Source organism: Methylophaga sp. UBA678 (assembly GCF_002299105.1).
Classification (GTDB): Bacteria; Pseudomonadota; Gammaproteobacteria; order Nitrosococcales; family Methylophagaceae; genus Methylophaga; species Methylophaga marina.
The window spans coordinates 18,209-43,316 of record NZ_DBNG01000014.1; the positions used below are offsets into that span (position 1 = coordinate 18,209).

Annotated in this window: 28 protein-coding genes; 13 read left to right on the top strand and 15 right to left on the bottom strand. The window is 43.8% G+C overall.

Annotation, left to right across the window (positions count from 1 at the left end):
• The first annotated feature begins 60 nt into the window (after positions 1-60).
• From B3014_RS08065 to fabB, 6 genes are all read left to right on the top strand, one after another.
• Positions 61-2,241, top strand: coding sequence for a type I secretion system permease/ATPase (locus B3014_RS08065; protein WP_289243972.1), 2,181 nt, complete (start codon positions 61-63; stop codon positions 2,239-2,241).
• Between the two features lie 2 nt (positions 2,242-2,243).
• Complete coding sequence (locus B3014_RS08070; RefSeq protein WP_289243971.1) at positions 2,244-3,575, top strand: HlyD family type I secretion periplasmic adaptor subunit; 1,332 nt, start codon at positions 2,244-2,246, stop codon at positions 3,573-3,575.
• Complete coding sequence (locus tag B3014_RS08075; RefSeq protein WP_289243970.1) at positions 3,572-4,243, top strand: helix-turn-helix transcriptional regulator; 672 nt, start codon at positions 3,572-3,574, stop codon at positions 4,241-4,243. Before B3014_RS08070 ends, B3014_RS08075 begins: the two co-directional genes overlap by 4 nt.
• A gap of 124 nt (positions 4,244-4,367) precedes the next feature.
• Positions 4,368-5,687 (top strand): TolC family outer membrane protein, encoded by a 1,320-nt coding sequence (locus B3014_RS08080; RefSeq protein WP_289243969.1) that lies wholly within the window; start codon positions 4,368-4,370, stop codon positions 5,685-5,687.
• A 136-nt stretch (positions 5,688-5,823) separates the two neighbouring features.
• Complete coding sequence (gene fabA, locus B3014_RS08085) at positions 5,824-6,339, top strand: 3-hydroxyacyl-[acyl-carrier-protein] dehydratase FabA (protein ID WP_286305370.1); 516 nt, start codon at positions 5,824-5,826, stop codon at positions 6,337-6,339.
• 9 nt (positions 6,340-6,348) lie between these two features.
• Positions 6,349-7,566: a beta-ketoacyl-ACP synthase I gene (gene fabB / locus B3014_RS08090; protein WP_286305369.1), complete on the top strand. Its 1,218-nt coding sequence runs from the start codon at positions 6,349-6,351 to the stop codon at positions 7,564-7,566.
• A 29-nt stretch (positions 7,567-7,595) separates the two neighbouring features.
• Here fabB and B3014_RS08095 read toward each other — a convergent pair whose 3' ends face one another.
• A complete protein-coding gene (locus B3014_RS08095; protein WP_007145891.1) occupies positions 7,596-7,769 on the bottom strand; it encodes a hypothetical protein in 174 nt (57 codons plus the stop codon).
• Between the two features lie 54 nt (positions 7,770-7,823).
• On the opposite strand from B3014_RS08095, the gene B3014_RS08100 reads away from it, so the two are divergent.
• From B3014_RS08100 to B3014_RS08115, 4 genes are read left to right on the top strand one after another with little or no spacing between them, the layout of a single operon-like run.
• Positions 7,824-8,588, top strand: a complete 765-nt coding sequence (locus tag B3014_RS08100; RefSeq protein WP_289243968.1) for an alpha/beta fold hydrolase — start codon at positions 7,824-7,826, stop codon at positions 8,586-8,588.
• On the top strand, positions 8,581-8,931 hold the full coding sequence (locus B3014_RS08105) for a nucleotide pyrophosphohydrolase (protein WP_286305367.1): 351 nt from the start codon (positions 8,581-8,583) through the stop codon (positions 8,929-8,931). The genes B3014_RS08100 and B3014_RS08105 overlap by 8 nt, the downstream gene beginning before the upstream one ends.
• A gap of 60 nt (positions 8,932-8,991) precedes the next feature.
• On the top strand, positions 8,992-9,849 hold the full coding sequence (purU, locus tag B3014_RS08110; protein ID WP_286305366.1) for a formyltetrahydrofolate deformylase: 858 nt from the start codon (positions 8,992-8,994) through the stop codon (positions 9,847-9,849).
• A 25-nt stretch (positions 9,850-9,874) separates the two neighbouring features.
• Positions 9,875-10,633, top strand: coding sequence for an SDR family oxidoreductase (locus B3014_RS08115; RefSeq protein ID WP_286305365.1), 759 nt, complete (start codon positions 9,875-9,877; stop codon positions 10,631-10,633).
• A 37-nt stretch (positions 10,634-10,670) separates the two neighbouring features.
• Here B3014_RS08115 and B3014_RS08120 read toward each other — a convergent pair whose 3' ends face one another.
• From B3014_RS08120 to dapC, 9 genes are all read right to left on the bottom strand, one after another.
• The gene (locus B3014_RS08120; RefSeq protein WP_286305364.1) at positions 10,671-11,015 is read right to left on the bottom strand and encodes a DUF4870 family protein; all 345 of its coding nucleotides are present in this window, start codon (positions 11,013-11,015) and stop codon (positions 10,671-10,673) included.
• A gap of 40 nt (positions 11,016-11,055) precedes the next feature.
• A complete protein-coding gene (locus tag B3014_RS08125; protein WP_289243967.1) occupies positions 11,056-11,820 on the bottom strand; it encodes a metal ABC transporter permease in 765 nt (254 codons plus the stop codon).
• On the bottom strand, positions 11,817-12,710 hold the full coding sequence (locus tag B3014_RS08130; protein ID WP_286305362.1) for a metal ABC transporter substrate-binding protein: 894 nt from the start codon (positions 12,708-12,710) through the stop codon (positions 11,817-11,819). Before B3014_RS08130 ends, B3014_RS08125 begins: the two co-directional genes overlap by 4 nt.
• Before the next feature lie 9 nt (positions 12,711-12,719).
• Positions 12,720-14,093, bottom strand: a complete 1,374-nt coding sequence (locus B3014_RS08135; RefSeq protein ID WP_289243966.1) for a hypothetical protein — start codon at positions 14,091-14,093, stop codon at positions 12,720-12,722.
• Positions 14,094-14,179: 86 nt separating this feature from the next.
• Complete coding sequence (locus B3014_RS08140) at positions 14,180-14,470, bottom strand: hypothetical protein (protein ID WP_289283540.1); 291 nt, start codon at positions 14,468-14,470, stop codon at positions 14,180-14,182.
• Positions 14,471-14,479: 9 nt separating this feature from the next.
• Positions 14,480-15,610: a succinyl-diaminopimelate desuccinylase gene (gene dapE / locus B3014_RS08145; RefSeq protein WP_289243964.1), complete on the bottom strand. Its 1,131-nt coding sequence runs from the start codon at positions 15,608-15,610 to the stop codon at positions 14,480-14,482.
• A gap of 151 nt (positions 15,611-15,761) precedes the next feature.
• Positions 15,762-16,100 carry an ArsC family reductase gene (locus B3014_RS08150; RefSeq protein ID WP_289243963.1) on the bottom strand — a complete coding sequence of 113 codons (339 nt, stop codon included), beginning with the start codon at positions 16,098-16,100 and terminating at the stop codon, positions 15,762-15,764.
• 87 nt (positions 16,101-16,187) lie between these two features.
• Entirely contained in the window at positions 16,188-17,009 is an 822-nt protein-coding gene (gene dapD, locus B3014_RS08155) for a 2,3,4,5-tetrahydropyridine-2,6-dicarboxylate N-succinyltransferase (RefSeq protein WP_289243962.1), read from the bottom strand.
• Positions 17,010-17,032: 23 nt separating this feature from the next.
• Positions 17,033-18,226: a succinyldiaminopimelate transaminase gene (dapC, locus tag B3014_RS08160; RefSeq protein WP_289243961.1), complete on the bottom strand. Its 1,194-nt coding sequence runs from the start codon at positions 18,224-18,226 to the stop codon at positions 17,033-17,035.
• Between the two features lie 73 nt (positions 18,227-18,299).
• Here dapC and B3014_RS08165 point away from each other — a divergent pair, with 73 nt between their 5' ends.
• Together B3014_RS08165 and B3014_RS08170 are read left to right on the top strand one after the other, a co-directional pair.
• Entirely contained in the window at positions 18,300-19,181 is an 882-nt protein-coding gene (locus tag B3014_RS08165) for a DMT family transporter (RefSeq protein ID WP_289243960.1), read from the top strand.
• Positions 19,182-19,258: 77 nt separating this feature from the next.
• Positions 19,259-19,648, top strand: a complete 390-nt coding sequence (locus B3014_RS08170) for a VOC family protein (protein ID WP_286305354.1) — start codon at positions 19,259-19,261, stop codon at positions 19,646-19,648.
• A gap of 256 nt (positions 19,649-19,904) precedes the next feature.
• On the opposite strand, the gene ttcA is transcribed toward B3014_RS08170, so the two are convergent.
• Genes ttcA through mobA form a run of 3 tightly spaced genes read right to left on the bottom strand, consistent with a single transcriptional unit; the run spans position 19,905 to position 23,157 of the window.
• On the bottom strand, positions 19,905-20,783 hold the full coding sequence (gene ttcA, locus B3014_RS08175; protein ID WP_286305353.1) for a tRNA 2-thiocytidine(32) synthetase TtcA: 879 nt from the start codon (positions 20,781-20,783) through the stop codon (positions 19,905-19,907).
• Positions 20,780-22,039 carry a bifunctional molybdopterin-guanine dinucleotide biosynthesis adaptor protein MobB/molybdopterin molybdotransferase MoeA gene (locus tag B3014_RS08180; protein ID WP_289243959.1) on the bottom strand — a complete coding sequence of 420 codons (1,260 nt, stop codon included), beginning with the start codon at positions 22,037-22,039 and terminating at the stop codon, positions 20,780-20,782. The genes ttcA and B3014_RS08180 overlap by 4 nt, the downstream gene beginning before the upstream one ends.
• 2 nt (positions 22,040-22,041) lie before the next feature.
• Positions 22,042-23,157 (bottom strand): molybdenum cofactor guanylyltransferase MobA, encoded by a 1,116-nt coding sequence (gene mobA / locus B3014_RS08185; RefSeq protein ID WP_289243958.1) that lies wholly within the window; start codon positions 23,155-23,157, stop codon positions 22,042-22,044.
• A 38-nt stretch (positions 23,158-23,195) separates the two neighbouring features.
• On the opposite strand from mobA, the gene B3014_RS08190 reads away from it, so the two are divergent.
• Positions 23,196-23,840: a retropepsin-like aspartic protease family protein gene (locus tag B3014_RS08190; RefSeq protein WP_289243957.1), complete on the top strand. Its 645-nt coding sequence runs from the start codon at positions 23,196-23,198 to the stop codon at positions 23,838-23,840.
• Between the two features lie 55 nt (positions 23,841-23,895).
• Here the strand turns inward: B3014_RS08190 and folE2 are convergent, their stop codons facing one another.
• Together folE2 and queD are read right to left on the bottom strand one after the other, a co-directional pair.
• Positions 23,896-24,708, bottom strand: coding sequence for a GTP cyclohydrolase FolE2 (folE2, locus tag B3014_RS08195; RefSeq protein WP_286305349.1), 813 nt, complete (start codon positions 24,706-24,708; stop codon positions 23,896-23,898).
• The gene (gene queD / locus B3014_RS08200) at positions 24,709-25,092 is read right to left on the bottom strand and encodes a 6-carboxytetrahydropterin synthase QueD (protein WP_286305348.1); all 384 of its coding nucleotides are present in this window, start codon (positions 25,090-25,092) and stop codon (positions 24,709-24,711) included.
• Between the last annotated feature and the right edge of the window lie 16 nt (positions 25,093-25,108).

Genomic DNA, 25,108 nt, shown 5'->3' on the forward strand with positions numbered 1-25,108 from the left:
TACAGTAAACTAAAAAACTGTGAAACTCATCAAGTTTATTAACTTACTATTGTTAAGAAGATGTATACGGAGTCTGTCATCAACACAAATAAAAAAGAGCAGTGGGATGCTCAGGATAGCTACCGTACTCATGATGATCCGTTACTGGCCTGCCTGACGGTTCTCGCCAAAATTCTTAATAAACCACATAGTCCAGAATCGTTGATTGCTGGTCTGCCCCTTGTTGATAATAAACTTTCACCCTCTTTATTCAGTCGCGCTGCAGACCGTGCGGGCTTGTCTTCTCGCATAGTGAAGAGAAAACTGACAAAAATCTCAAATCTTGTTTTGCCGGCTATCCTTTTATTGGATAATGCAAATGCCTGCATTCTCCTTGAAATCAACAAAACAAAAGCAAAAGTTATTTTCCCTGAAACAGGTGAAGGGGAGTCCGAGCTCTCTCTTGATGAATTAGCAGAGCAATATTCGGGATACAGTATCTTTATCAAACCTGTTCATCACTTTGATAAACGAACAGAATTCTCTGCTATACCGCGTTCTGAACATTGGTTCTGGGGCACAATTTTGCGTTTCTGGCCCATCTACGGCCAAGTATTTATTGCATCCATCCTGGTGAATAGTTTTGCTCTGGCTTCACCTTTATTTGTGATGAATGTCTATGACCGTGTTGTGCCAAATAATGCCACAGAAACACTGTGGGTATTAGCCATTGGTGTCGCCACTGTATTTGTCTTTGAGTTATTACTGCGCACACTTCGTGCGTATTTTATTGATATAGCCAGTAAAAAAGCAGATGTGATTCTTTCCGCCACTATTTTTGAAAAAGTGATGGCGGTAAAAATGTCCGCGCGGTCGAATTCTGTCGGGTCATTCGCCAACAGTATGCAAGAGTTCGAATCGTTCAGAGAGTTTTTTACATCGGCGACACTGACAACCTTGGTTGATTTGCCATTTTCATTATTATTTATTGCTGTTATCTGGCTGGTAGCAGGGCCTGTCGCGTATATACCTTTAGCCGTTATACCTCTGACGATACTAGTGAGTTTGATTATTCAGTTCCCTTTATCAAAAACGATTCAACATTTATTCAGGCATTCCGGACAGAGAAGTTCGACATTAATTGAAACGCTTACCGGCTTGGAGACTATCAAGAGTATTGGTGCAGAGACTCCTATTCAGCGTAAATGGGAGCAGACGGTTGGTTTTATGACGAAATACAGCCAACGCGCACGTATTTTATCTGCCACGGCGATCAACTTTACTTCCTTCCTGCAACAGATGGCATCCATCACCGTTGTTGTGTTTGGTGTGTATTTAATTACAGAAAATGAAATCACTATGGGGGCCTTAATTGCCAGCACTATTTTGACAGGGCGTGCATTAGCTCCGATGGCACAGTTAGCCGGGATATTGACTCGATATCATCAATCTAAAGCGGCGTTGAGTTCATTGAATAGCTTGATGGCATTGCCTGTTGAAAGACCATCTGGACGAGAGTTTCTGCATCGGCCTGAATTCAAGGGTGGCATTGAATTTAAAAAGGTGAGCTTTCGTTATCCAGAACAACCCATTGATGCTTTATCTGATGTCTCTTTTAAGATTAATGCTGGAGAAAAGGTGGCATTTATAGGCCGCATTGGTTCTGGGAAAAGTACCATTGAAAAACTCATGCTGGGTTTGTATGAGCCTAATGAAGGCTCTATTTTGTTGGACGGTACTGATATTCGACAGGTCGATCCTGTCGATCTAAGAAAGAATGTTGGCTACGCACCACAGGACGTCGTACTGTTCTACGGCAGTATTCGTGAAAATATCACCATGGTGGCTCCCTTCGCTGAAGATCATGAAGTATTAAAAGCGGCGGACATTGCGGGGGTGACGGAATTTGTCAATCGACACCCATCGGGTTTTGATATGCCTGTCGGGGAGAGAGGTGAAGGTTTATCCGGTGGACAGCGTCAAAGCGTAGCCGTTGCCAGAGCATTGTTGTTAAATTCACCTGTTGTGATGCTGGATGAACCCACTAATGCCATGGACAACAGTACAGAAGAACGTTTTAAAGCCAAATTAGCAGAGCACATTGAGGATAAGACCCTTCTACTGGTGACTCATAAAGCCTCACTTTTGAGTTTAGTTGATAGAGTGATCGTGATGGATCAAGGGAATATTGTTGCCGATGGCTCCCGGGAACAAATTCTGTCTGCCCTTAAAAATGGTCATATTAAAGTGAGTAAGGGCTAGTTATGGCTTGGTTCAAAAAAACGCATTCAGACGATCTGGAGTTCATGTCAGAAGTCAGTGCCGCTTCACTGGAAAGTTCATCTCGAGTTGGTCACTCTTTACTACTGCTTACAGCACTGTTTTTCATCTGCGCTTTCTGGTGGGCCAGTATTACAGAGTTAGATGAAGTGACGCGGGGGCAGGGTAAAGTTATTCCATCCAGTAAAGTTCAAGTCATACAGAATCTGGAAGGTGGTATTCTCTCTGAAGTATTGGTACATGAAGGAGACATCGTCAATAAAGATGATGTATTACTTAAGATTGACGATACGCGCTTTTCCTCGTCTTTTCGTGAAACCCAGTTAAAGTACTGGGAGTTACTGGCTCGTAAAGTACGATTGACGGCCGAAATGGAAGGCAAACCATTAGAGTTACCTGAAGAAGTCCTAAAACAACAACCTGCCTTAGCTGCTAGTGAACGCGCACTCTATCAATCACGCCAACTTGAATTACAAAGTAATATTGATGTTCTTGAGCAACAAGTAAAACAACGACAACAAGAGCTGTTAGAAAACCAGGCGAAGCTCAATAAGCTGACAACGAGTTATGATTTGAGCCGCCAAGAGCTGGAAATGTCTGAGCCATTGGTCTCTGTGGGCGTTATATCTGAAGTTGAATTATTAAGACTTAAACGAGCGACCAATGATTTACGTGGCGAAATGGAAACGACCAGGTTAGCGATTCCTCGTATCCGGTCAACACTTAACGAAGCCAAACAAAAAATAAAAGATACGACGCTGAGATTCAAATCAGAAGCAGCATCTCAGCTTAGTGAGGTACAGTCTGAATTAGCCATAACCAAAGAAACAACGACTTCTCAGGAGGATAGAGTGAGGCGTACCTTGGTGCGTTCGCCTGTGAAGGGTAAGATAAAGCAGTTAAAAATTAATACCGTTGGTGGGGTTATACAACCAGGAATGGATTTGGTTGAAATTGTGCCAGTGGAAGATAATTTATTAATTGAAACCAATATCCGTCCTTCGGATATTGCTTTTTTAAGTCCAGGCCAACAAGCGATGGTGAAATTGACGGCATATGATTTTTCCATTTATGGTGGACTTCCTGCTACATTAGAGAGAATAAGTGCTGATACAATTACAAATGATGAGGGAGAGAGTTTTTATCTGATTTATTTAAGAACAGATAAAAGCTACATAGAGAGTAGTAAAGGTCCATTAGAGATTATTCCAGGTATGACTGTGACAGTTGATATTCTTACGGGTAAAAAAACAGTGCTGGATTATTTGTTTAAACCGATACTCAAAGCTAAAAATGAGGCGATGAGAGAACGTTGATTAATCCGACCATGCCCACCATGCCAGTGAAGGCAGACAATCCAATGCTTTATTGCATCGGTCAAGATGCAAATCAACTTGTGCATATTAAACAGATTTTGTCTGAGCAATATGATGTGCATGATTTTTCATGTGTTGATGACGCACAGTCGGCACTTGCTCAGAAACAACCGAATCTTATTTTATGTCACTTGAGCTGTCTAAATAGTGAGGATCAATCTTTATTCAGTCACAGTGACGCCAGCGCAGAACGTGTACGGGTGCTTATTTTAGGTCCAAAATTGTCTGTATTGGAACAGATATCCATTTTAAAGCAAGGGGCCAGAGGCTATTTTCAGGAAGAGTTACTGGATGATAAGTTGCTGATAGCAATTGAATTAATTCAGAGGGGTGAAGTCTGGGTCGAGCGTCATGTGATTGCCGGTCTGATTGATGAGCTAAATCATGCGCCAACACTCTCAAGCGAACAGCAGCAAAAACTCGATAGCTTATCCCGGAAAGAATTAGAAGTCGCTGAGCTAGTGAGTCACGGGGCGACAAATAAAATGATCGCCAGAACAATGAACATTACAGAAAGAACCGTCAAAGCACATTTAACAGCCATTTTCCAAAAGATGAATATCCCGGATAGGTTGTCACTGGCTATATTTTTCAGAGATTTGCGTTAGTTATATCAAACGACAAAATGTTATGTTTTAATACATCATGTCATTTTTAAGCACAATGGAATAAAGCTTAGGTCAGTCAGTGAGCGTATTACGCTCCGACTGAAGAGGATTAGGATTTGAAGTGATGAAGAAAAATTTAGTTTTAACTCTACCTCTTTGGGTAATGATATCGAGTGTATCAGCTCAAACGTTGCAGAGTGCAGTGATGACAACTATCGAGTCTAATCCTGATATTTTAGCGGCAGCGAGTGAAAGACAAGCTGTTTCCAAAGAAGTTGACCAAGCCCGTGCAGGTTATTATCCAACGCTTGATCTCGCATTAGGTACTGGTTGGGAAATGACGGATAATCCTAATACGCGTTCTTCAGGTCGTGGTGAAGTCAGACTAAATAGAGATGAAGCCAGCTTACAACTTCGTCAAATGCTTTTCGATGGTATGGAAACCAAAAATGAAGTGTTGAGACAAGAGTACAGGACTAACTCACGCGCCTCAGCGGTGTACAGTGCTGCTGAGAATACCGGCCTGGAGGCTGTTGATGCCTATCTGAATGTGTTGCGACAACAAAACATTGTCGAATTGGCTCAGACCAACCTTGAAGCTCACCAAAGAACACATGATCAAATCGTTTTACGAAGTGAACGCGGGGTTGGACGTGGTGCGGATATGGACCAGAGCCTGGGTCGTCTGGCATTGGCAGAAGCCAATCTAATGGAAGAAGAAAGTAAATTGCGGGATGCTGAAACCGCGTTTATCAGAGTCGTTGGTGAAGCACCGGAGTCACTGGAGCAGCCTGAAGTACCAGGTGAGTTTATCCCTGATAATTTAGAAGAGGCTATCGCTAAAGCCGTTGATCATCACCCAACATTGAGACTAGCAAACTTTGACTTAGAATCAGCCAGAGCACAGCATGCCACAGCGAAAGCGCCTTTTTACCCAGATCTACATTTGGAAGTAGGCACTCGTGCTGATCATAATATCGATGGTCAAGTGGGCACAGATAAAGACGTTACAGCTATGCTCAGGTTGCGTTATAACTTACTCAATGGTGGCCGTGACTCTGCGAGACGTGAGGAAACCGCCTTTCTTATTAACCAGGCCGCTGAAATCCGTAATAACACTTATCGTGAAGTGGAAGAGAGCACCAGGCTCTCATGGAATGCCTGGGAGACGGTCAAGCGTCAGATGTCATATCGGCAGCAGCATGTTGATTCAAGTAGAAAGTCACGTGATGCCTACAGACAACAATTCAGCCTTGGACAGCGCACATTGCTGGATTTATTAGATTCTGAAAATGAAGTGTTTAGAGCGGAGACAGCACTGGTGAATACATCATATGATGAGTTGTATGCGCAGTATCGTATTTTGAACAGTATGGGCCTTCTGTTGGAAGGCTTGAATATTAAAGCCCCTGAAACTGCACAAACTATTGCTATACAACAGTAAATTAGAATTTATTGATTATTTTGGCCACGGTCGTAACCGTGGCTTTTTTATATATATGGGAATGACGTTTTTTTCTGGTTTAGAAACGATCGTGGTATTATACGGGGCCCAATTGGCGGGATAATTAAGAGAATTCATGAGTAAGCAATCATCATTTACATACGAAGAATTATTGCAATGTGGACACGGCGAAATGTTTGGTCCTGGCAATGCCCAACTCCCCATACCCAATATGCTGATGATGGATCGCATTACTCATATTGCAAATACGGGTGGCGCTTACGGCAAAGGCGAAATCATTGCCGAGTTGGATATTCATCCTGATCTTTGGTTTTTTGATTGCCATTTCCCCGGTGATCCGGTCATGCCAGGGTGTTTAGGCCTGGATGCAATGTGGCAACTAGTCGGATTCTTCTTAGCTTGGGATGGTAACCCAGGTCGAGGACGGGCTTTGGGCTCAGGTGAAGTGAAATTTACCGGACAAGTCTTACCTACAGCCAAAAAAGTGACTTACCGTATTGATTTAAAACGTGTTATTGCACGCAAGCTAGTTCTGGCTATTGCTGATGGCACGGTATCTGTGGATGGGCGCGATATCTATACTGCAAAAGATTTACGCGTTGGTCTGTTTACATCAACCGATGATTTTTAGGATGTCATAATGAAACGTGTTGTCGTTACAGGGTTAGGTATCACTTCTTGCTTAGGACTTGATGCCCAAACAGTGACAGAGTCTCTTCGCCATGGCCGCTCGGGCATTCGCTTCAAACAAGAATATGCGGATATGGGCTTTCGTAGCCATGTTGCGGGTACCATCGATATTGATTTTAAAGAATACATAGACCGTAAAACATTACGTTTCATGGGTGATGCTGCAGCTTATGCCTACATCGCCATGGAGCAAGCGATTGCCGATGCGGGGTTAAGTGAAGAGCAGGTGTCGAATATCCGAACTGGTCTTATTATGGGATCCGGTGGTGCTTCCTCTTCAAATCAAGTTGAAGCAGCCGACATCCTGCGTGAAAAAGGTTTAAAACGTATTGGGCCTTATCGCGTTACCCAAGTGATGGGTAGTACAACCTCAGCTTGTCTTGCCACGCCTTTCAAAATTAAAGGGGTCAATTACTCTATGTCATCCGCTTGTGCGACCAGTGCACACTGTATCGGTACGGCTATGGAGCAAATTCAACTAGGCAAACAAGATATTGTCTTTGCTGGTGGTGGGGAAGAAGAACATTGGTCAATGAGCTCTTTATTCGATGCAATGGGCGCTTTATCCACCAAGTACAATGATACGCCAGAAAAAGCATCGCGTGCCTATGATGCTGACCGTGATGGTTTTGTTATCGCTGGTGGCGGTGGTGTACTCGTACTCGAAGAATACGAACATGCCAAAGCACGTGGTGCCAAAATCTATGCTGAATTGACCGGTTACGGTGCTACATCAGATGGTTACGATATGGTGGCCCCATCAGGTGAAGGAGCGATGCGTTGTATGCAGCTGGCGATGTCTACGAGTCGCGGCAAAGTGCAATATATCAATGCACATGGTACCAGTACGCCTGTAGGTGATTTAGCCGAGCTAGGCGCTATTAAAAAGACATTTGGCGCGGATATGCCTGCCGTTGGCTCAACAAAATCATTATCAGGTCATTCTTTAGGTGCTGCCGGGGTTCAGGAAGCGATCTATAGTCTGTTGATGCTAGAAAATGATTTTCTTGCTGCATCAGCCAATATTGAAACATTAGATCCCGAAGCGGAAGGCATGCCTATTCTTCGGGAACGCGTGGATAACGCTGGACTGACGACAGTAATGTCGAACAGTTTTGGCTTTGGTGGCACCAATGCCTGTCTGGTGTTCGAGAAACTGGATGATTAAAGAAAAAAGCCACCTTTCGGTGGCTTTTTTTATTGTAGATCGTCGTCAGTGACTGGACCGCGCTTACCCGCATTGGCTTCTTGTATCAGTGTGATCAGTAATTGTTTCTTATCAGGATCATCAAGATATTTTGAGCTGAAGGTAATGCCAAATTTATCGGCATATTGTTTCACTAGCATCACCAAAATTGTTTCGTCTTCCACATCAGGCTCCAGTTTATTTAAATTGTTCGATTATAACGTTTCAACAAGCTATCAATGAAATTGCATTATCAAGAAAGTGGTGAAGGTACGCCTTTAATTATTATCCACGGCTTATTTGGTTCAGCGGATAACTGGCGCAGTATGGCAAAGTATTTTTCGCGCTTTTACCATGTTATTAGCGTCGACTTACGTAATCATGGACGTTCACCTCACAGTAAACAGCAGGATTTCACTGTCATGGCTGAAGATATCAAAGAGTTGTGTGAGGCCATGGAGTTAGGGCAAGTATCTATTCTTGGTCACTCTCTTGGTGGCAAAGTAGCAATGATGTTTGCGGGCATGTATCCAGAGCAAGTATCTAAATTAATTGTGGTAGATATAGCGCCACGTCAATACTTCAGTGCGCATACACCACTGATGGATGCCATGATGGCGCTCGATTTGTCTCAGTTTACCCGCCGAGGTGAAATCGATGATGCATTGGCTCAATCTATTCCTGATAAGGCTGTTCGTCAGTTTCTACTGATGAGTTTAAGTTCTGAAGACGAGACTTTTCAATGGCGGATTAATCTGCCTGCGTTAAAAGCGAATTATCCTGAGTTAATGGCTGCAGTGTGTGAGGACATAACATTCACCATGCCAAGCTTATTTGTTTATGGTGAATTATCAGACTATGTCACTGAGGAGGATCGGCAACAGATTTCTTCACAGTTTGTACATGCAGAATTTAATGGCATAGAAAAGGCAGGTCATTGGGTTCAGGCTGAACGACCACAACAGTTTAAAAAAGTGGTAGAGGAGTTCTTGCAGAATGATTGAGCCGGAATTATTTAAGCAGCTTATTGAGTTTCGCCGTGAAAGAGATTGGGAGCAGTTTCATAACCCCAAAGATATCGCCATATCGTTATCTATTGAAGCCTCTGAGTTACTGGAATGGTTTCAATGGAAGAGTGCTGAAGAAGTTCAACAACGATTAGCCTCCGATAAACGTGAAGATTTAGAGGACGAAATAGCCGATGTTGCTGTTTATCTGGCTTATCTTTGTCATGACTTAGACATCGACTTGAATCAAGTCATTAAAAGTAAAATGCAAAAAAATGCAGCTAAATACCCACGAGATAAAGTCAAAGGTCGTAATGACAAATACGATGAATATTCATAAAGCCTTGTGACAGTGCTAGGATTTAGCTTTTTTTCCGTATTATTTTCTTAGGAAACCCTCATGAGCGCCATTGTTTTCCTGATTCAGTGTAAAGACCAAAAAGGTTTAGTCGCTGGTATCACCAGCTTTTTTGCCGAAAGACAATTTAATATTTTGCACTGCCAGCAATATACAGATACTGAAGTTGGCCAGTATTTCATGCGAATTAAGCTGGAAGATGATGGTCATTTTAATCATCAAAAACTGGAAGCCGAGTTCAGCCAGTTTGCAAGCACTATCGACTTAAACTGGTCCGTTCGCTACAGCGAAGAGCCTTATCGAGTCGCTTTACTGGTGACAAGAGCTTCTCACTGCCCATACGATTTGTTACTCAGAGAATTAGAAGGTGAGCTGAAATGTGATATCCCTCTGATTATTGGTAATCATCGTGATTTAGAGGATATGGCGCGTCAGTTTGATAAACCGTTCTATCATTTACCGATAACGGCTGAAACCAAACAAGCACAAGAAGCTGAGATAAAACGTTTGCTGGCAGAGTTTGATATTGATTTGATTGTGATGGCGCGCTACATGCAAATTTTATCAGAGGATTTTGTCACCGAGTTTTCTGGTCGGATTATTAATATTCACCACGGGTTCTTGCCAGCCTTCCAAGGGGCGAAGCCGTATCATCAGGCTTATGAGCGTGGCGTTAAAATTATTGGTGCTACAGCGCATTATGCGACAGCTGAGTTAGATGAGGGACCGATTATTGCCCAGGATATACAACATGTTCAGCATGATAACAGTCCGCAAGATTTGGTAATGATGGGAAAAGATATTGAACGTATTGTGCTGGCGAGAGCCGTGAAAGCACATATTGAGCACCGCATTATTATCAATGGTCGACGTACCATTGTGTTTTCAGAAGGTGCCTGATTAATCAAAATAAGGAGTCGATTGCATGTCAAGTAAGACGATCATGATTACCGGCGCTACCTCTGGGTTTGGGGAAGCTTGTGCCAGACTATTTGCCAGTCATGGCTGGCAATTAATTCTGACTGGTCGACGTCAGCAACGGTTAGACGATCTTCAGCAGGAGCTGGGTGGTAAAGATAAAGTGGCGACCTGCTGCTTTGACGTGACCGACAGAAAAGCCGTCGAATCTGCGATTAATAGTTTGTCAGAGCCATTTAAAAAAATTGATGTGTTATTAAATAATGCGGGTTTGGCACTAGGTTTAGAACCTGCCCATGAAACCAATTTAGATGATTGGGAAAAAATGGTGGATACCAACATCAAAGGTTTACTTTACTGTACCCGCACAGTTTTACCGATGATGACGGAGCGTCAATCAGGTTACATCATCAATATCGGCTCAGTAGCAGGGAATTGGCCTTATCCTGGGGGTAATGTCTACTGTGGTACTAAAGCCTTTGTCAGACAATTCTCATTGGCGACACGGGCTGATTTATTAGGCACGAATGTGCGAGTGACGAATGTGGAACCGGGCAATGCCGAAACGGAGTTTTCTAGAGTGCGTTTTAAAGCGGACGAAGCTCGTGCAGATAAAGTCTATGAAGGCACCCGCGCCTTAGATGCTGAAGATATTGCTAACACGGTATGGTGGCTGGTGAATACGCCAGAGCATGTTAATGTGACGACGATTGAAGTTATGCCGACACATGAAGCGAATGGTCCAATGGCATTTCATCGCCAATAAAACCTAAAAGACCGGGGCCTCCCGGTCTTGTCATTTCTCAGCCAAAAAGCCAGCTGGTTGGATTAGGATGCGGCTGCTGTTGATCCAGATATTTCATACCTTTCACGCAACGCACCACGACCCAGACAACCCAGAACAGTAAGACCATATAGCCGACTAAAAAGAACGCGAAGAGCACGCCGATAAACAAATATAGAAACCCTATCCAGAATGTTCGAATCTGAAACTGATAGTGTGACTGTAACCATGCCGCAGCATCGTCTTTATTAATATAGGCAATCACGACTGCAACAAAGCCTAAAAACTGAATAAGAATATTAGCGATAAATAATAAGTACACCAGTTTAACTGTGTTCTGACTGGCTTGTGTTGATTCGGTCATGCTGCTTTCCTGATTGATGTTTTGAAACAATCTACCAAACTTAGTGCTTATTTAGCCACTGCATAACAAAGCGACTTATTACCACGAGTACGAATAAGGTCCAGACGGTCATCGCGCCCATTGGTACATCAAACAATAATGCCAATATCAGACCGAAGAAATAGCCCAGAAAGCCAATACCATAACCAAGCAAGAGCTTATGATGGGGTTTCTCAAAACCGCGGCTGGCGAGGGCTGGCAAAATTAAACTGGCAAAGACCAGATATACCCCGACTAATTGCACAGAGGCCGTGACGGTGAATGAAAAGACAATATAAAAAAGCCAGTTACGCTGTGCTCGCATGGTGAACCAGACAATTAACAAGGCAGCATAAAGCAGAGCGACCCATATCAATTGAGATGATGTCACCCATAAAATCTGTCCCACTAATAGATCGTGAAGTAACTCATCACTATGGGGTGCATGACTAACCAGTAATATTCCACCACTGGCCGCCAGAATAAATAATAAGCCGATCAAGGCTTCTACAATATGAGGATACCGTTTCTCTAACCACAGCACCAAAACAGAGGCGGTGAGAGCGCTACCTGCAGCACTGATTTGTAACCAGGGCCCGTGCATATCGCCGATAAAAATGGTGGCGGCCATTACTCCCAGTGCGGCCATTTGGGCAATAGCAAGATCGATGAAGATAATGCCACGTTTCAGTACTTCTTGCCCCAACGGCACATGTGTTGTCAGAACTAACATGCCTGCCACGAGGGCAGGCAATATTAGCGACCAATCAAGATTGATCAGGTTCATTTAGCACCATCTAGAAGTAAATCGATGGTGTTGTCGTACAGTTCAAATAAATTTGTACTTTGTTCATTACCGCCAACAGTGAAAGGCAGTACCACTTTCGTGATACCGGTTTTATCTACTAACCAGTCGGTCGCTCTTGATGATTGATAGGCTGCGACAATCACCATTTTTGCTGGTGTTTGCTTCAGCTTTTCAACTACTGACTGCAACTGATTTACAGTCGGTGGTACAGCAGGTTTAGCTTCCAATACAGCTACTTCATTTAACCCTAACCAGTTCACTAGATAAATCCAGTTTTTATGTTGAACAGCAATAGGCACACCTTTGAGGGGAGCTGCTTTTTGCTGCCACTGGTTCATCGCCGCTTGCCAGCGTTGTTCAAAATCTTGCCAGCGCTGTTCATAGTTATTAGCATTTTCAGGATCACGTTTCTTGAGACGTTGAGTCAACGCTTTAGCAACGTTGATGATGTTCTCAGGACTTGTCTGAATATGCGGATTACCAGACGCGTGAACATCACCTTGGCTTCGATCTACCATGACGGGTTTATCCAGTAAACGAATATAATCAGAAGCCATAAAGTAACCTTCAGCACCTCTTTGGATATTAGGATTACCCGCTTTGCGTTGTAATAAAGGTAACCAGCCTGTTTCTAACTCAGCGCCTGTACATACCAATAAATCAGTCTGGCGTGCTTTAGCAATCAAACTTGGACGTGCTTGAATATAGTGCGGATCCTGTAAACCTCTGGTCGCACTGAAAACAGACACATCGTCACCACCTAACTCTTTAGTTAAAGAGGCCCATTCCGGCTCACAGGCAAACACTGAAAGTTGCGCCCATACTGGCGAGCTCATTACAAATAAAAAAGTAAAAATAAACGCTTTCATGTAGAACTCCTAGTATTGATGCGCGCCATGAGCGCCAAGGCTGACGGTATATTGCAGTATCATCTGCCAATCATCATCGTCGTATGATTGATCGTGATTAATTTGTGCACGAATACGACTGAATTCACTTGGGAGGTATTCCACCATTGCACTGCTACGTTGAGGATGGTTTCTACCACCTTCTAGACCCGCATCCGCTAGCAATTCTTCATCCGACGCACGGTGCTTGCTACCTAACCAGTCATAACGCAGGCCGGAGCGCCATTGCGGATTAAATTGATAAATACCTTCTACATAGCCGCCATATTGTTTGCCATCGTAACGAGCAAACTCGTCACTGCCATGACTGATATCGCCATCATCATGCAGATACATAAACTCACCGATCAAGGTCAGGTTTTCCTGACGGAAATTACCATTCGGTGCCCATTTATACACCAATGATAAATTGGTGATATCAGTGTCACCATTGAACACGGCTGAACTTTCTTCTTCGTCATCATGACCATGATGGTGTCCACCATCATAAGAACGATCATCAGGGCTTGCACGCCAGTGAGATATACCGGCCTGCCAGCTGCTTTCTATACCAATATCACCACCTGTTTTCGCATAGACCAGCCAGTCACCGATGCCACTGTGTTCACCACTGCCAGGATAGCTATCACCATTACCAACGCTGGTACCGACTTCAAACATGTAGTCTGTTGGTAACAGATAAGATAGCTTCACACCATCAGTTGAAAGTTGGTTGCCAAATAAGCCACGATAAATCAAAGGCGCGTCAGCAAAATTCCAGGCATGTACGTGACGTTCATTTAAGTAGCCAATAGGGGCAAAATAGCGACCAGCACGAATGGTCATGCCATTGCCTAAACCCAGAGTTTCAATAAATGCTTCTTCTATTTCCAGCTCTGTTTCACCTTCATGCTCATGTACAGCCAAAGTCGCCTGACCATAAAAGAGTTGATCGATGTTTGAGCTGACGGTTAATTCACTTTCTCCAAGGGAGAAGCCTTCTTCCACTAAACCGCCCTCGCCTTGGACATTAAACCCGTCCAGAGCGTAATCCTCAGTATTGTTCTGGTACTGGCTGAACGTACCGTTTAATACCATACTGATAGCTGGATTAAAGGTATTGCTGTTATTAGGTGAAGCAACAGGAGCAGGCGCTTCGGGAATCATTGCGACTTCATTGGCAACAGTCTGTGTATTCGCTTCTGCTTCAGATAGTCGTTCTTCCAGTTTTTGGATACGTTGCTCATAATCAGCACGCATTTTTGCGATTTCTTGTTTAAGATCATCAATATCGCCAGCAAATGCAGGTGATACCGGGCTCAGTGCAGCTGTCATCAGCAACACAAGCAATTTTTTGCTTTTCATAAACTTTCCTCATAGCCATAAGCAACAGCTACAGATCAGACGTTCGCGGATCGGTAGCATGATTAAAATAGAGAGATCAGGTAAGGCTATGAAAAAAATGGTGGGGCGCGGATAAGATAAGATTGGCGCTGCGCGAACGGCAGTGTTATTACAGGAGAGTCCACCTCAAGACTGAGTGTGGCTCGAGACTGATGAAGGCTAACTTCAGTAGCTACGTCAGCAAGCGGGAAATGACTGATGGCATTTAGGCGCTCACATTGCGCTTCTGCATGATGAAATGCGTGTTCAGCATCATGCCAGACAGCAAACGACTGTAACAGCAGCACAATGGCTGCTATCACATAGAGGTAGTGTCGTTTTTGATGTGCGTGAATCAATGGCATTGCCTAATCAACAAGGAGATAACTGAGCAGTCTTTCATAAATGTCTGACAGGGTGTCAAGATCAGCTGTAGCAACACATTCATCTATTTGATGAATCGTTGTATTCAACGGTCCGAGTTCTATCACCTGTGTGCCAGTGGGCGCAATAAAGCGTCCATCTGATGTACCGCCAGAAGTCGAGAGTGTTGTCTGGTAGCCTGTCACATCAGAAATAGCCTGTTGAACAGCTTCCAACAATTGACCGCTTGCGGTACGAAATGGCTGGCCTGAAAGCTCCCAGTTCAACTCATACTTCAATGCATGTTTGTCTAATATGGCATGGACACGCTGTTTTAGCTCTTCGTGTGTGACTTCTGTTGAGTAGCGGAAATTAAATACAACCTCAGCCGTGCCTGGGATGACATTGGTGGCACCTGTGCCAGAGTTGATATTGGACACTTGAAAGCTGGTTGGCGGAAAGTCTTCATTACCCTGGTCCCACTCAATGCTGCACAATTCGGTCAGTGCAGGGCTGAGGAGATGGATAGGGTTTTCTGCAAGATGCGGATAAGCAATATGACCTTGCTTACCTTTAATACTCAGGCGGCCATTCAAAGAGCCACGACGACCGTTTTTGACAATATCGCCGACTTTGTCCGTACTTGAAGGCTCACCAACCAGACACCAGTCAATATGTTCCCCACGGCTTTGTAAGGTTTCAACCACTTTCACTGTGCCGTTTACTGCTGGGCCTTCTTCATCGCTGGTAATCAGAAAAGCGATACTGCCCTGATGATCTGGATGTTTTTTGACAAAGCGCTCACAGGCTGTGATAAAGGCAGCAATACTGCCTTTCATATCAGCCGTACCACGTCCATACATCATGCCATCGACGATATTAGCTTCGAAGGGAGGCTGACTCCAGCGCTCGACAGGGCCTGTTGGCACAACGTCAGTATGCCCAGCAAACGCCAGAACAGGACCTTTATTTCCTCGGCGTAGCCAGAGGTTATCCACGTCGTCGAAACACATGTGTTCAGCATGGAAACCATAAGGTGCCAGCCGATCCGCTATCATGATCTGGCAGCCTTTGTCTTCGGGAGTGACACTGTCACGACGAATTAATTCTTGGGTCAGTTGTATGGTTTCAGACATGAACGTTTCTTGTGTTTGAGGTTATAAACGAATACCGATGGTGAATGACAAACTGGCACCACCTAACATAATGACATCAACGCCATATTGATGATTACCGCAGCCGATACCTGAGATGATAGCGGGCATAACTCTGCTAAGAAAATGTAAGTTAAACCAACTGTTGATAAACATCTTCTTTAAATCCGACTATGATCGTTGAGTCGTTGACCAAAACGGGCCGCTTAATCAGAGTAGGGTTTTCCAACATGAGTTCAATCGCGGTTTTTTCATCCAGATTGTCCTTACGTGGGTCATCAAGTTTCCGCCAGGTTGTGCCTCGTTTATTCAACAACGTCTCCCAGTCAACGGACTGAAGCCATTCTTTGACGGTGCTCTCTTCAAGACCTTGCTGACGAAAATCGTGAAACACATAGTCAATAGAGTGTGCCTCAAGCCAGCTTCGTGCTTTTTTGACCGAATCACAGTTTTTAATACCGTAGAGAATCATTGTAGTCACATGTATATAAGGCTAAAAATAAAAAGGGGTGAGCAATAACGATTTGCTCACCCCTAATCTTATCTGAATAAAATGATACTAGATATCACGTAATAATTCATTAATACCCACTTTGCCGCGTGTTTTTTCGTCAACTTGTTTGACGATAACCGCACAGTAAAGGCTATATGAACCATCTTTAGAAGGTAAGTTACCAGACACCACAACAGAACCTGCAGGGATGCGACCATAAGTGATTTCGCCGGTCAGACGGTTGAAGATTTTTGTGCTTTGACCAATATAAACGCCCATTGAGATAACTGAGCCTTCTTCCACAACAACACCTTCAACAACTTCAGAACGTGCACCAATGAAGCAGTTGTCTTCAATGATGGTCGGGCCAGCTTGTAAGGGTTCTAATACACCACCGATACCTACGCCACCAGAAAGGTGAACGTTTTTACCTATTTGAGCGCAGCTACCTACCGTCGCCCAAGTATCGACCATGGTACCAGAATCAACATAAGCACCAATATTGACATAAGAGGGCATCAAAACAACGCTAGGGGCGATGTATGATCCGCGACGAACCGCTGCTGGTGGTACGACACGCACACCGGCTTTGTTAAAGTCATCTTCATTGAAGCTGGCAAATTTAGGATCAACTTTATCGAAATAGTTGGTTTCTCCACCAGGCATGATTTTGTTGTCATTTAAACGGAATGATAATAAAACCGCTTTTTTCAGCCATTGGTTAACAACCCAGTCACCATTTTGTTTTTCTGCAACACGAGCTGAACCGTTATCCAGCATCGTTAATGCTTCATTGACTGCATTTCTGACATTGCTATCAGCGTTAGCAGGGTTAATCTCAGCACGGCGTTCAAACGCCTCTTCAATAATTTGTTGAATATCACTCATTGGTGTCTACTCCATTGATTTAATTATAAACTTTCAATAAGGCTGCGAATGCGATGTGCAGCTTCTATACATTCTTCCAGCGGGGCAACCAATGCCATGCGAATATGATTCGAACCGGGGTTGCCTGCAGTGGTGTCACGGCCCAGATAGGTGCCTGGTAAAACGGTGACATTTTGTTGTTCAAATAATTGTCTTGCAAACGCCGTATCAGCAATGGGTGTTTCAGCCCACAGATAGAAACCGGCTTGTGGCATAGATACTGACATGACTGGCGCTAAAATTTCTAATACCGCATTAAATTTTTCCAGATACAGCTCACGATTGTGAACAACATGATCTTCATCATTCCAGGCTGTAATTGATGCAGCCTGAGTGGCTGGTGGCATTGAACAGCCATGATAAGTGCGGTAACGCAGAAACTGTTTCAGAATATCGGCATCACCTGCAACAAAACCACTACGTAATCCTGGCGCATTGGAGCGTTTAGACAGACTATGAAAAACCACACAACGGCTCATGTCAGTATAACCAGCCGCATAAGCTGCTTCTAATAAACCGACGGGCGGGTTCGCTTCATCGGGGTAGATTTCGGAATAACATTCATCAGAAGCAATCACGAAATCATACTGATGCGCCAACTCAATTAAACGTGTCAGAGTCTCTTTATCAATGACAGCACCAGTTGGATTGCCTGGGCTGCAGATATAGATTAACTGACAACGTTGCCAGGTATCTTCACTAATCGCATCAAAATCTGGAATAAAGTCGTGACTGGCAGAACAATTCATATAATAAGGTTCTGCACCTGCCAAAATAGCCGCACCTTCATAAATCTGATAAAACGGATTAGGCATCAAAACTAATGGTGCTTTGTCGCGATCAATGACCGCTTGTGCAAACGCAAATAAAGCCTCACGCGTGCCATTTACCGGAAGCACCTGAGTTATAGCGTTGATATGGCCATCCAGATTGAATCTATTATTCAACCAAGTCGCTATGGCATGACGCAGCTCATTCGTACCGGCGGTGGTGGGGTAGGATGACAGTCCGTGAAGATGGGTGATGACTGCTTCGGTAATAAATCCTGGCGTTGGGTGTTTGGGTTCACCTATCGACAGTGCAATATGTGCCTTGTCTTCAGGTGGCACACAGCCTTGTTTCAGTTGAGCCAACTTTTCGAAAGGATAGGGGTGCAGTTTTGCCAGTTCTGGATTCATAATTCCAAATGAATGAGTGAAAAAATCAGACCATTATAACGGGTTGCAGCAATCTCGTGTTATAAGGTGTGCCATGACAAATACGAATAACCAACAATTTAATCTTGCTGTACTCGGTATCTTATTTTCCTCAGCTATGTGGGGATTGATTTGGTATCCAATGCGGTTACTCGAACAACAAGGTCTTCCTGTTGTTTGGTCTACCTTACTCATGTATTTTGCTGCCGCCATCGTGGCCACAGCCATGTTGTTCAAACAGAAAAAAGATTTTTCAGGTCACTGGCCCCCCAGTCTTTGGGCGCTTGCTGCCGCAGCAGGCGTTACAAATATTGCTTTCTTAGTGGCACTGACTCACGGTGAAGTGATGCGTGTCATGTTGCTCTTCTATCTGTCTCCACTCTGGTCAGTGTTGTTGAGTCGTTGGTGGTTAGGCGAAAAAATTTCGCGAGTTTCAATGCTGATGATCATTGTGGCGATGTCAGGCACGATGATCATGTTATGGCACCCGGAAATAGGTCTGCCCTGGCCAAAAGATATGGCTGACTGGTTAGCTTTGTTTGCGGGATTTATGTTTTCAGTGAATAACGTATTAAGTCGCAAACTTGCTGATGTGGCTATGGAAGTCAAAACCACCATTGTTTACTGGGGCGTGGTTATGGTGGCAGGGCTTGTATTAGTTCTACAGCAATCAAGTGTACCGGACATTAGCCTCAATTTATGGCTGGCGGTCATGGTTTTTGGTGGTCTTTGTTTTACCGCGATGACGATAGCCGTGTTATATGGTCTGGCAAGAATGCCGGTTTTTCGCTCAGCCATTTTGATGTTATCTGAACTGGTGGTGGCGGCTATTTCTGCCTGGTGGTTGACTAGTGAACAAATGAGCCAAACAGAGTGGTTAGGCGGAGCGCTTATTTTTATTGCTGCCTACGGTATGGCTAAGCAAGGTAAAGCCTGAGTTATATTTGGTGTCACATACCGCCTGACGTTAAAATAACGCTATGGCTTTTCAATGTTTTTTTATCCAGGTGAAATATGATCAAATCGATAGCACATGCCAGTTTCCTAGTAAAAGACCTAGACGTTTCTTTACGCTTTTATTGCGACGTATTACAGCTGCCTCTTAACCCTAGCAGGCCTGAGTTTGCTTATGACGGCGCTTGGTTAGATATCGGCGATACAGGACAGATGATTCATCTGATGGTATTACCCAACCCTGACTCTACAGAAGGACGTCCTGCGCATGGTGGTCGTGATCGTCACCTGGCGTTAGTAGTCGATGATTTAGAAGCCTTAGGTGAACGTCTGGAAAATGCGGGTTATGAATTTTCCCGAAGCAAGTCGGGCAGAGCCGCATTTTTCTGTCGTGATCCAGATGGAAATGCATTAGAGTTTGCAGAAGATTTTACACCGAAGCAAAACTAAAAATAACGACTTAGAGAAGCAATCAATGACTTACAGAGTTACTCACATTTTCTGTGGATAACTCTGTGATTAACTTCTGTGAAAATCGCTAAGTCATTCTTACGCAACAAGGCTGACGGTTTTGGTTAAAAAATGACCATTTTATTAAGTTTATATAAATCAATAACTTATATTCAAGTTAACCAGATTCAATGACTTAGCGATGATACTTGTATTCGTTTTGTAATACTTCTTATAACTGGTGATAAGTCTGTGGCTATCTTGCCAAAGCAGGCTGCTGAATATCGTCCTGAAAGCGATCTTCTTCTCCAGTGGGTTCCTGTCTGAATTGCTCGAGATCGGTAAAGTTAAATAAATCTAAATCGCCCATTTGTGAGGGTGAAATATTCTGAATACTGCGGAAGATATTTTCTAACCTACCCGGAAATTGTTTCTCCCAGCCCTGCAACATTGTTTTAATGGCCTGACGTTGCAGATTTTCTTGAGAGCCACATAAATTACACGGAATAATGGGAAACTTCATTGCTTCGGCATATCGCGCAATATCTGATTCTTGTGCATAAGCTAAAGGTCTAATCACAATATTGGTTTTATCATCACTTAATAGTTTGGGGGGCATGGCTTTTATTTTGCTGCCATAGAACATATTTAGAAACAGTGTTTCAATAATGTCATCACGGTGATGGCCCAGAGCGATTTTGGTGATGCCATTTTGTCGAGCATAGCCATATAAGGAGCCTCGACGTAGGCGTGAGCAAATGCCGCAAGTGGTTTTACCTTCAGGCACGACTTCTTTAACGATGCTGTAGGTGTCTTTTTCGATGATATGAAATGGCACACCAATCGATGATAAATATTCCGGTAATACGTGCTCAGGAAAGCCAGGCTGTTTCTGATCCAGATTCACGGCGATAAGCTCAAAGTTAATCGGTGCATGGTCTCTCAGATTAATCAGAATATCGAGCATGGTATAGCTGTCTTTACCACCAGATAAACAGACCATCACTTTATCGCCGTCCTGAATCATATTGTAGTCGGCGATGGCCTGACCGACATTGCGACGTAAGCGTTTACGCAGTTTATTAAACTCGCGTTGTTGTTTGACCAGAGTGTGTTCGGTTGTGGATTCTGTCATACCAGACCTGCAAAGGGTTGAACGTTAACAAGACTGCCGGCACTGAGTCCGTCGCAGTTTTCTTCAAGTAAAATAAAACAATTCGCCATGCTCATCGAGCGAAGAATGCCAGAGCCCTGGGCTCCGGTTGTGCTGACTCTGAGTTGACCTTCATTGTTTCTAAATAAGATGCCGCGCTGAAATTCAAAGCGCCCTGCGCGTTTTTTTATCGCATTATCGCACGGAACTTCAATGATTATAGGGAGTGTGTCTGATTCACCCGCCAGACGTTTTAGGGCGGGTTGCACAAATTGATAAAAGGTCACCATCACCGACACGGGATTACCAGGTAAACCAAAAAACATGGCTTCGCCAATTTGCCCAAATGCCAGAGGACGTCCCGGACGCATAGCAATTTTCCAGAAATTGACCTGGCCTAATTCAGCCAACATGTCTTTGACATAATCGGCATCACCTACCGATACACCACCAGAAGATATAATAACATCTGCGTCCGCCGCCGCTTGCTCTAGGGCTATTTTTAAAGCGGCTCTATTATCTGGAAAAACGCCCATATCAATGACATCAATATTGAGCTCACTGAGCATGCCATAGAGGGTGTAGCGGTTACTGTCATAGATCTGACCATCACCCAGGTGTTCACCCAAGCCACATAATTCGTCACCAGTAGAGAAAAAGGCAACACGAAGTGGTCTATATGTGACAACCTCGGCAATGCCTAGCGATGCCAAGAGGCCTAAGTCAGCAGGTGTTAATCGGCGGCCAGCAGGTAAAACAGTGTCCCCACAATCGATATCTTCTCCTGCTAGTCTGACATTTTGTCCGGCTTTCACCTCTGTATGAATGGTGATGGTTTGATTGTCTGATTCAACCTGCTCCTGCATCACCACGGTGTCACAACCATCCGGAATTTTTGCGCCGGTCATAATACGAATACATTGACTTGCTTCAACATGACCTTGATAGGGTTTACCCGCAAATGCCACACCAACGTTGTTGAGTGAGAAAGGGGCATTTTTGATGTCTGCACTTTGCAACGCATAACCATCCATGGCTGAGTTGTTATAAGGGGGTACTTGTCTGGGTGATACTACGCTTTGGTGTAAAACCTGCCCTAGTGCCTGTCTCAAGGAGACTTTCTGCCAGCTAGAAATGGGGGACAATAAGTCGTGGATACGCTGGCGAGCCTGTTCAACCGTCAAGTTATTGTGATCAACATCATCAGCGCAACTTGGCTGTGGGGTAAATTCGGCCATATTTAGCTTTTCCATGAAAAAATAAACTGTTCAATAAAGTCGACCATAGCAGGTATATGGTTGATATCCAGCATGAAAGGCATATCGTCATTTGCGATGGCATTGTCGGACGCAACGGCGATGATATGCGGGTCATCCTTATATAATGTTGGTGCGCCTAGTTCTGTGCGGTTTAATTCTATTTTAGGGAAACGTTCGTGTTTAAAGCCTTCAACAAGAATGAGGTCGATGGTGCGTGTATCTAGACGCTGAATTAATGGTTGTAATTCGGGCTCGATGAGATCGTCATGATTTTTTTTCATCAGTGCCATCATTTTATCTGAAGCAATAATCATTTCTTCAGCGCCGGCTTCACGGATTTGATAGCTGTCTTTTCCCGGCTTATCGATATCGAAATTATGGTGAGCGTGTTTTATAACCGCAACACGGATATTTCTGTCTTTGAGCGCGGGTATCAGCTTAGTGAGTAAAGTCGTTTTACCTGTTCCGCTGAACGCCGCAAAGCCCAGAAGTGGTTTGGTTGAGCGTATTTTTGGCTTTAGCGTTAATTCATCAGGTGAATTGATATTGATAAAAAAGTCTGCCTGATCAGAAAAATCGACTTCAGCCACCTTATGCTGATATAGCCAATCGCGGGTTTTACGCTGACCTGAAGCTAAAAACTCAGATAAAGACTGTTTAAGCCGAAGTGGAATTAACGCAAATACCGGTTGTAATTGTGTACCATCATGGGCAACAGCAATATCACTTCCAGTCGCTAACAAGGCTTCCATTAAACGTTGCCTGAGTTGAGCACTGATAAGCGGATTGTCACAAGGTACGGTGAGTAAGTACGCTGATTTTACCTGCTGCATTACTGATAGTATGCCGGACAGTGGCCCCTGGAAATTGGCGAGATTATCCGTGATAACCGGATACGAAAAAGTTTGATACTTTTCAATATGTCGATTCGCACTGATATATAAATCATCAACTTGCGGTAATATAGCATCAATGACATGGCTTACCATCGCTCTGCCCTGGTAGTGAAGCAAGCCTTTGTCTTGACCACCCATTCGGCGGGATTGGCCGCCAGCCAGCAGTACGCCAGAGACTGTAATAGGGGAGAAAATGCTCATGATGCGATTAGTGAACAACCTGATTAAAAAGAAATGTCATGGCTAAAGTTATATTAGTGTCGCTTATTATACTGTTAATTAGCGCTCGAGCAGAGGCCGTTAATATCGACATTATGGTGGTTGGTTTATTTAAAGACAAAGCCGTGGTCGAAGTGGATGGTAATCAACATTTATTGAGTGTCGGTGAAACAAGCCCTGAAGGCCTGAAATTGCTTGCTGCCAATAGTAATAACGCCACTTTTGAAATCAATGGAAAAAAACAAACTTTCCCTCTAGGGGATCGTATCAGCAGCAACTACATTGAAGCTGAGAAAAAAACAGCTGTGACATTGTGGCCAAGCAATGGCATGTATACCGCAACCGGCAATATAAACGGTTATACGACAAGCTTTTTGGTCGATACCGGGGCCAGCACTATTGCTATGAACTCAGCTACTGCAGCTCGCCTTGGCATTGATTATCTTCGAGGGCAGCAGGTGGGGATAAGGACGGCTTCTGGCAAGAGTGTGGGCTATAAGGTCAAACTAGATTATGTGCAGCTTGAGCAGATAAAACTGCATAATGTTGATGCCGTCGTCTTAGATGGTGAAGAACCATCAGTGACCTTACTCGGTATGTCCTTTCTGGGACAGCTGGACATTCAGCACAATGGTGAACGTCTTGATCTAAGACAAAAATATTAAGCAAAAAAAAAGCCTGGTTAACCAGGCTTTTTTTAGATGAACCAATCAATAATGATTAATCAAACCCTTTACTTATTAATGCATAAGCAGAATGGTTATGAATCGATTCAAAGTTTTCTGACTCGACTGTGTAAGCCGTAATACGAGAATCTTGATTCAATCTCGCTGCGATATCACGCACCATATCTTCAACGAATTTTGGATTATCATAAGCGCGTTCAGTGACGTATTTTTCATCAGGACGCTTTAATAAACCAAAGATTTCACAAGACGCTTCTTTCTCAACAAGATCGATTAGATCTTCGATCCAGACAAAGCTCTCCACACGGACAGTCAAAGTCACATGTGAGCGTTGATTATGTGCGCCGTAATCAGAGATGTTCTTGGAGCAAGGACATAGGCTAGTGACAGGAACGACAACCTTAACCGTCATCATGGTTGTTGCACCGGTGATTTCACCAATAAACGTGACGTCATAATCCATCAAGCTTTTGACTTTTGAAATGGGCGCTTCCTTGTTTACAAAATAAGGGAAGTTCATTTCAATGTAGCCAGATTCAGCATCAAGGCGCTCGGTCATTTGACCAAGCATTTCGCGGAATGACTTAACCGTAATTTCACGTTCGTGTTGATTCAAAATCTCCACAAAGCGTGACATGTGTGTGCCTTTGAATTGATGTGGCAAATTCACATACATATTGAAGTTAGCAATGGTATGTTGCTCACCGGTCGTACGGTCACTGACCTTAACGGGGTGTTTAATGTCTTTGATGCCGACTTTATCAATAGCAATTTTACGTTGATCGGCGATATTCTGGACGTCTTCGATTTCGTCTTTTATCTCAGTGCTGGCTGGGGTTGTGCTCATTCAATTATCCTCGCTGTATTTAACGCAAGCGCGATCTGTTTCCCACAAAGTAACACCGGAAACTTTAGCGATATCATTATTTAAGGTATCACTGAGCTTTTGGTAAAAAAATCTGGCAATATTTTCAGCCGTTGGATTGATGGTATCAAATGGTGGGATGTCATTCAGATATCGGTGGTCCAACGTTTTTGCCAACTCACGAGTCGCTGTTTTGATAGTTTTGAAATCCATGCCCATGCCATGATCATTCAGATCAGTGGCAGTGACTTCGACTTCCAGCTTCCAGTTGTGGCCATGCATGCGACTGCAATCACCTGGATAATCTCTCAGGGTATGTGCCGAGGCAAAATCGGCCAAAATTTTCAGGGTGTACGTTGCGCTCATAATGTTGACTATTATA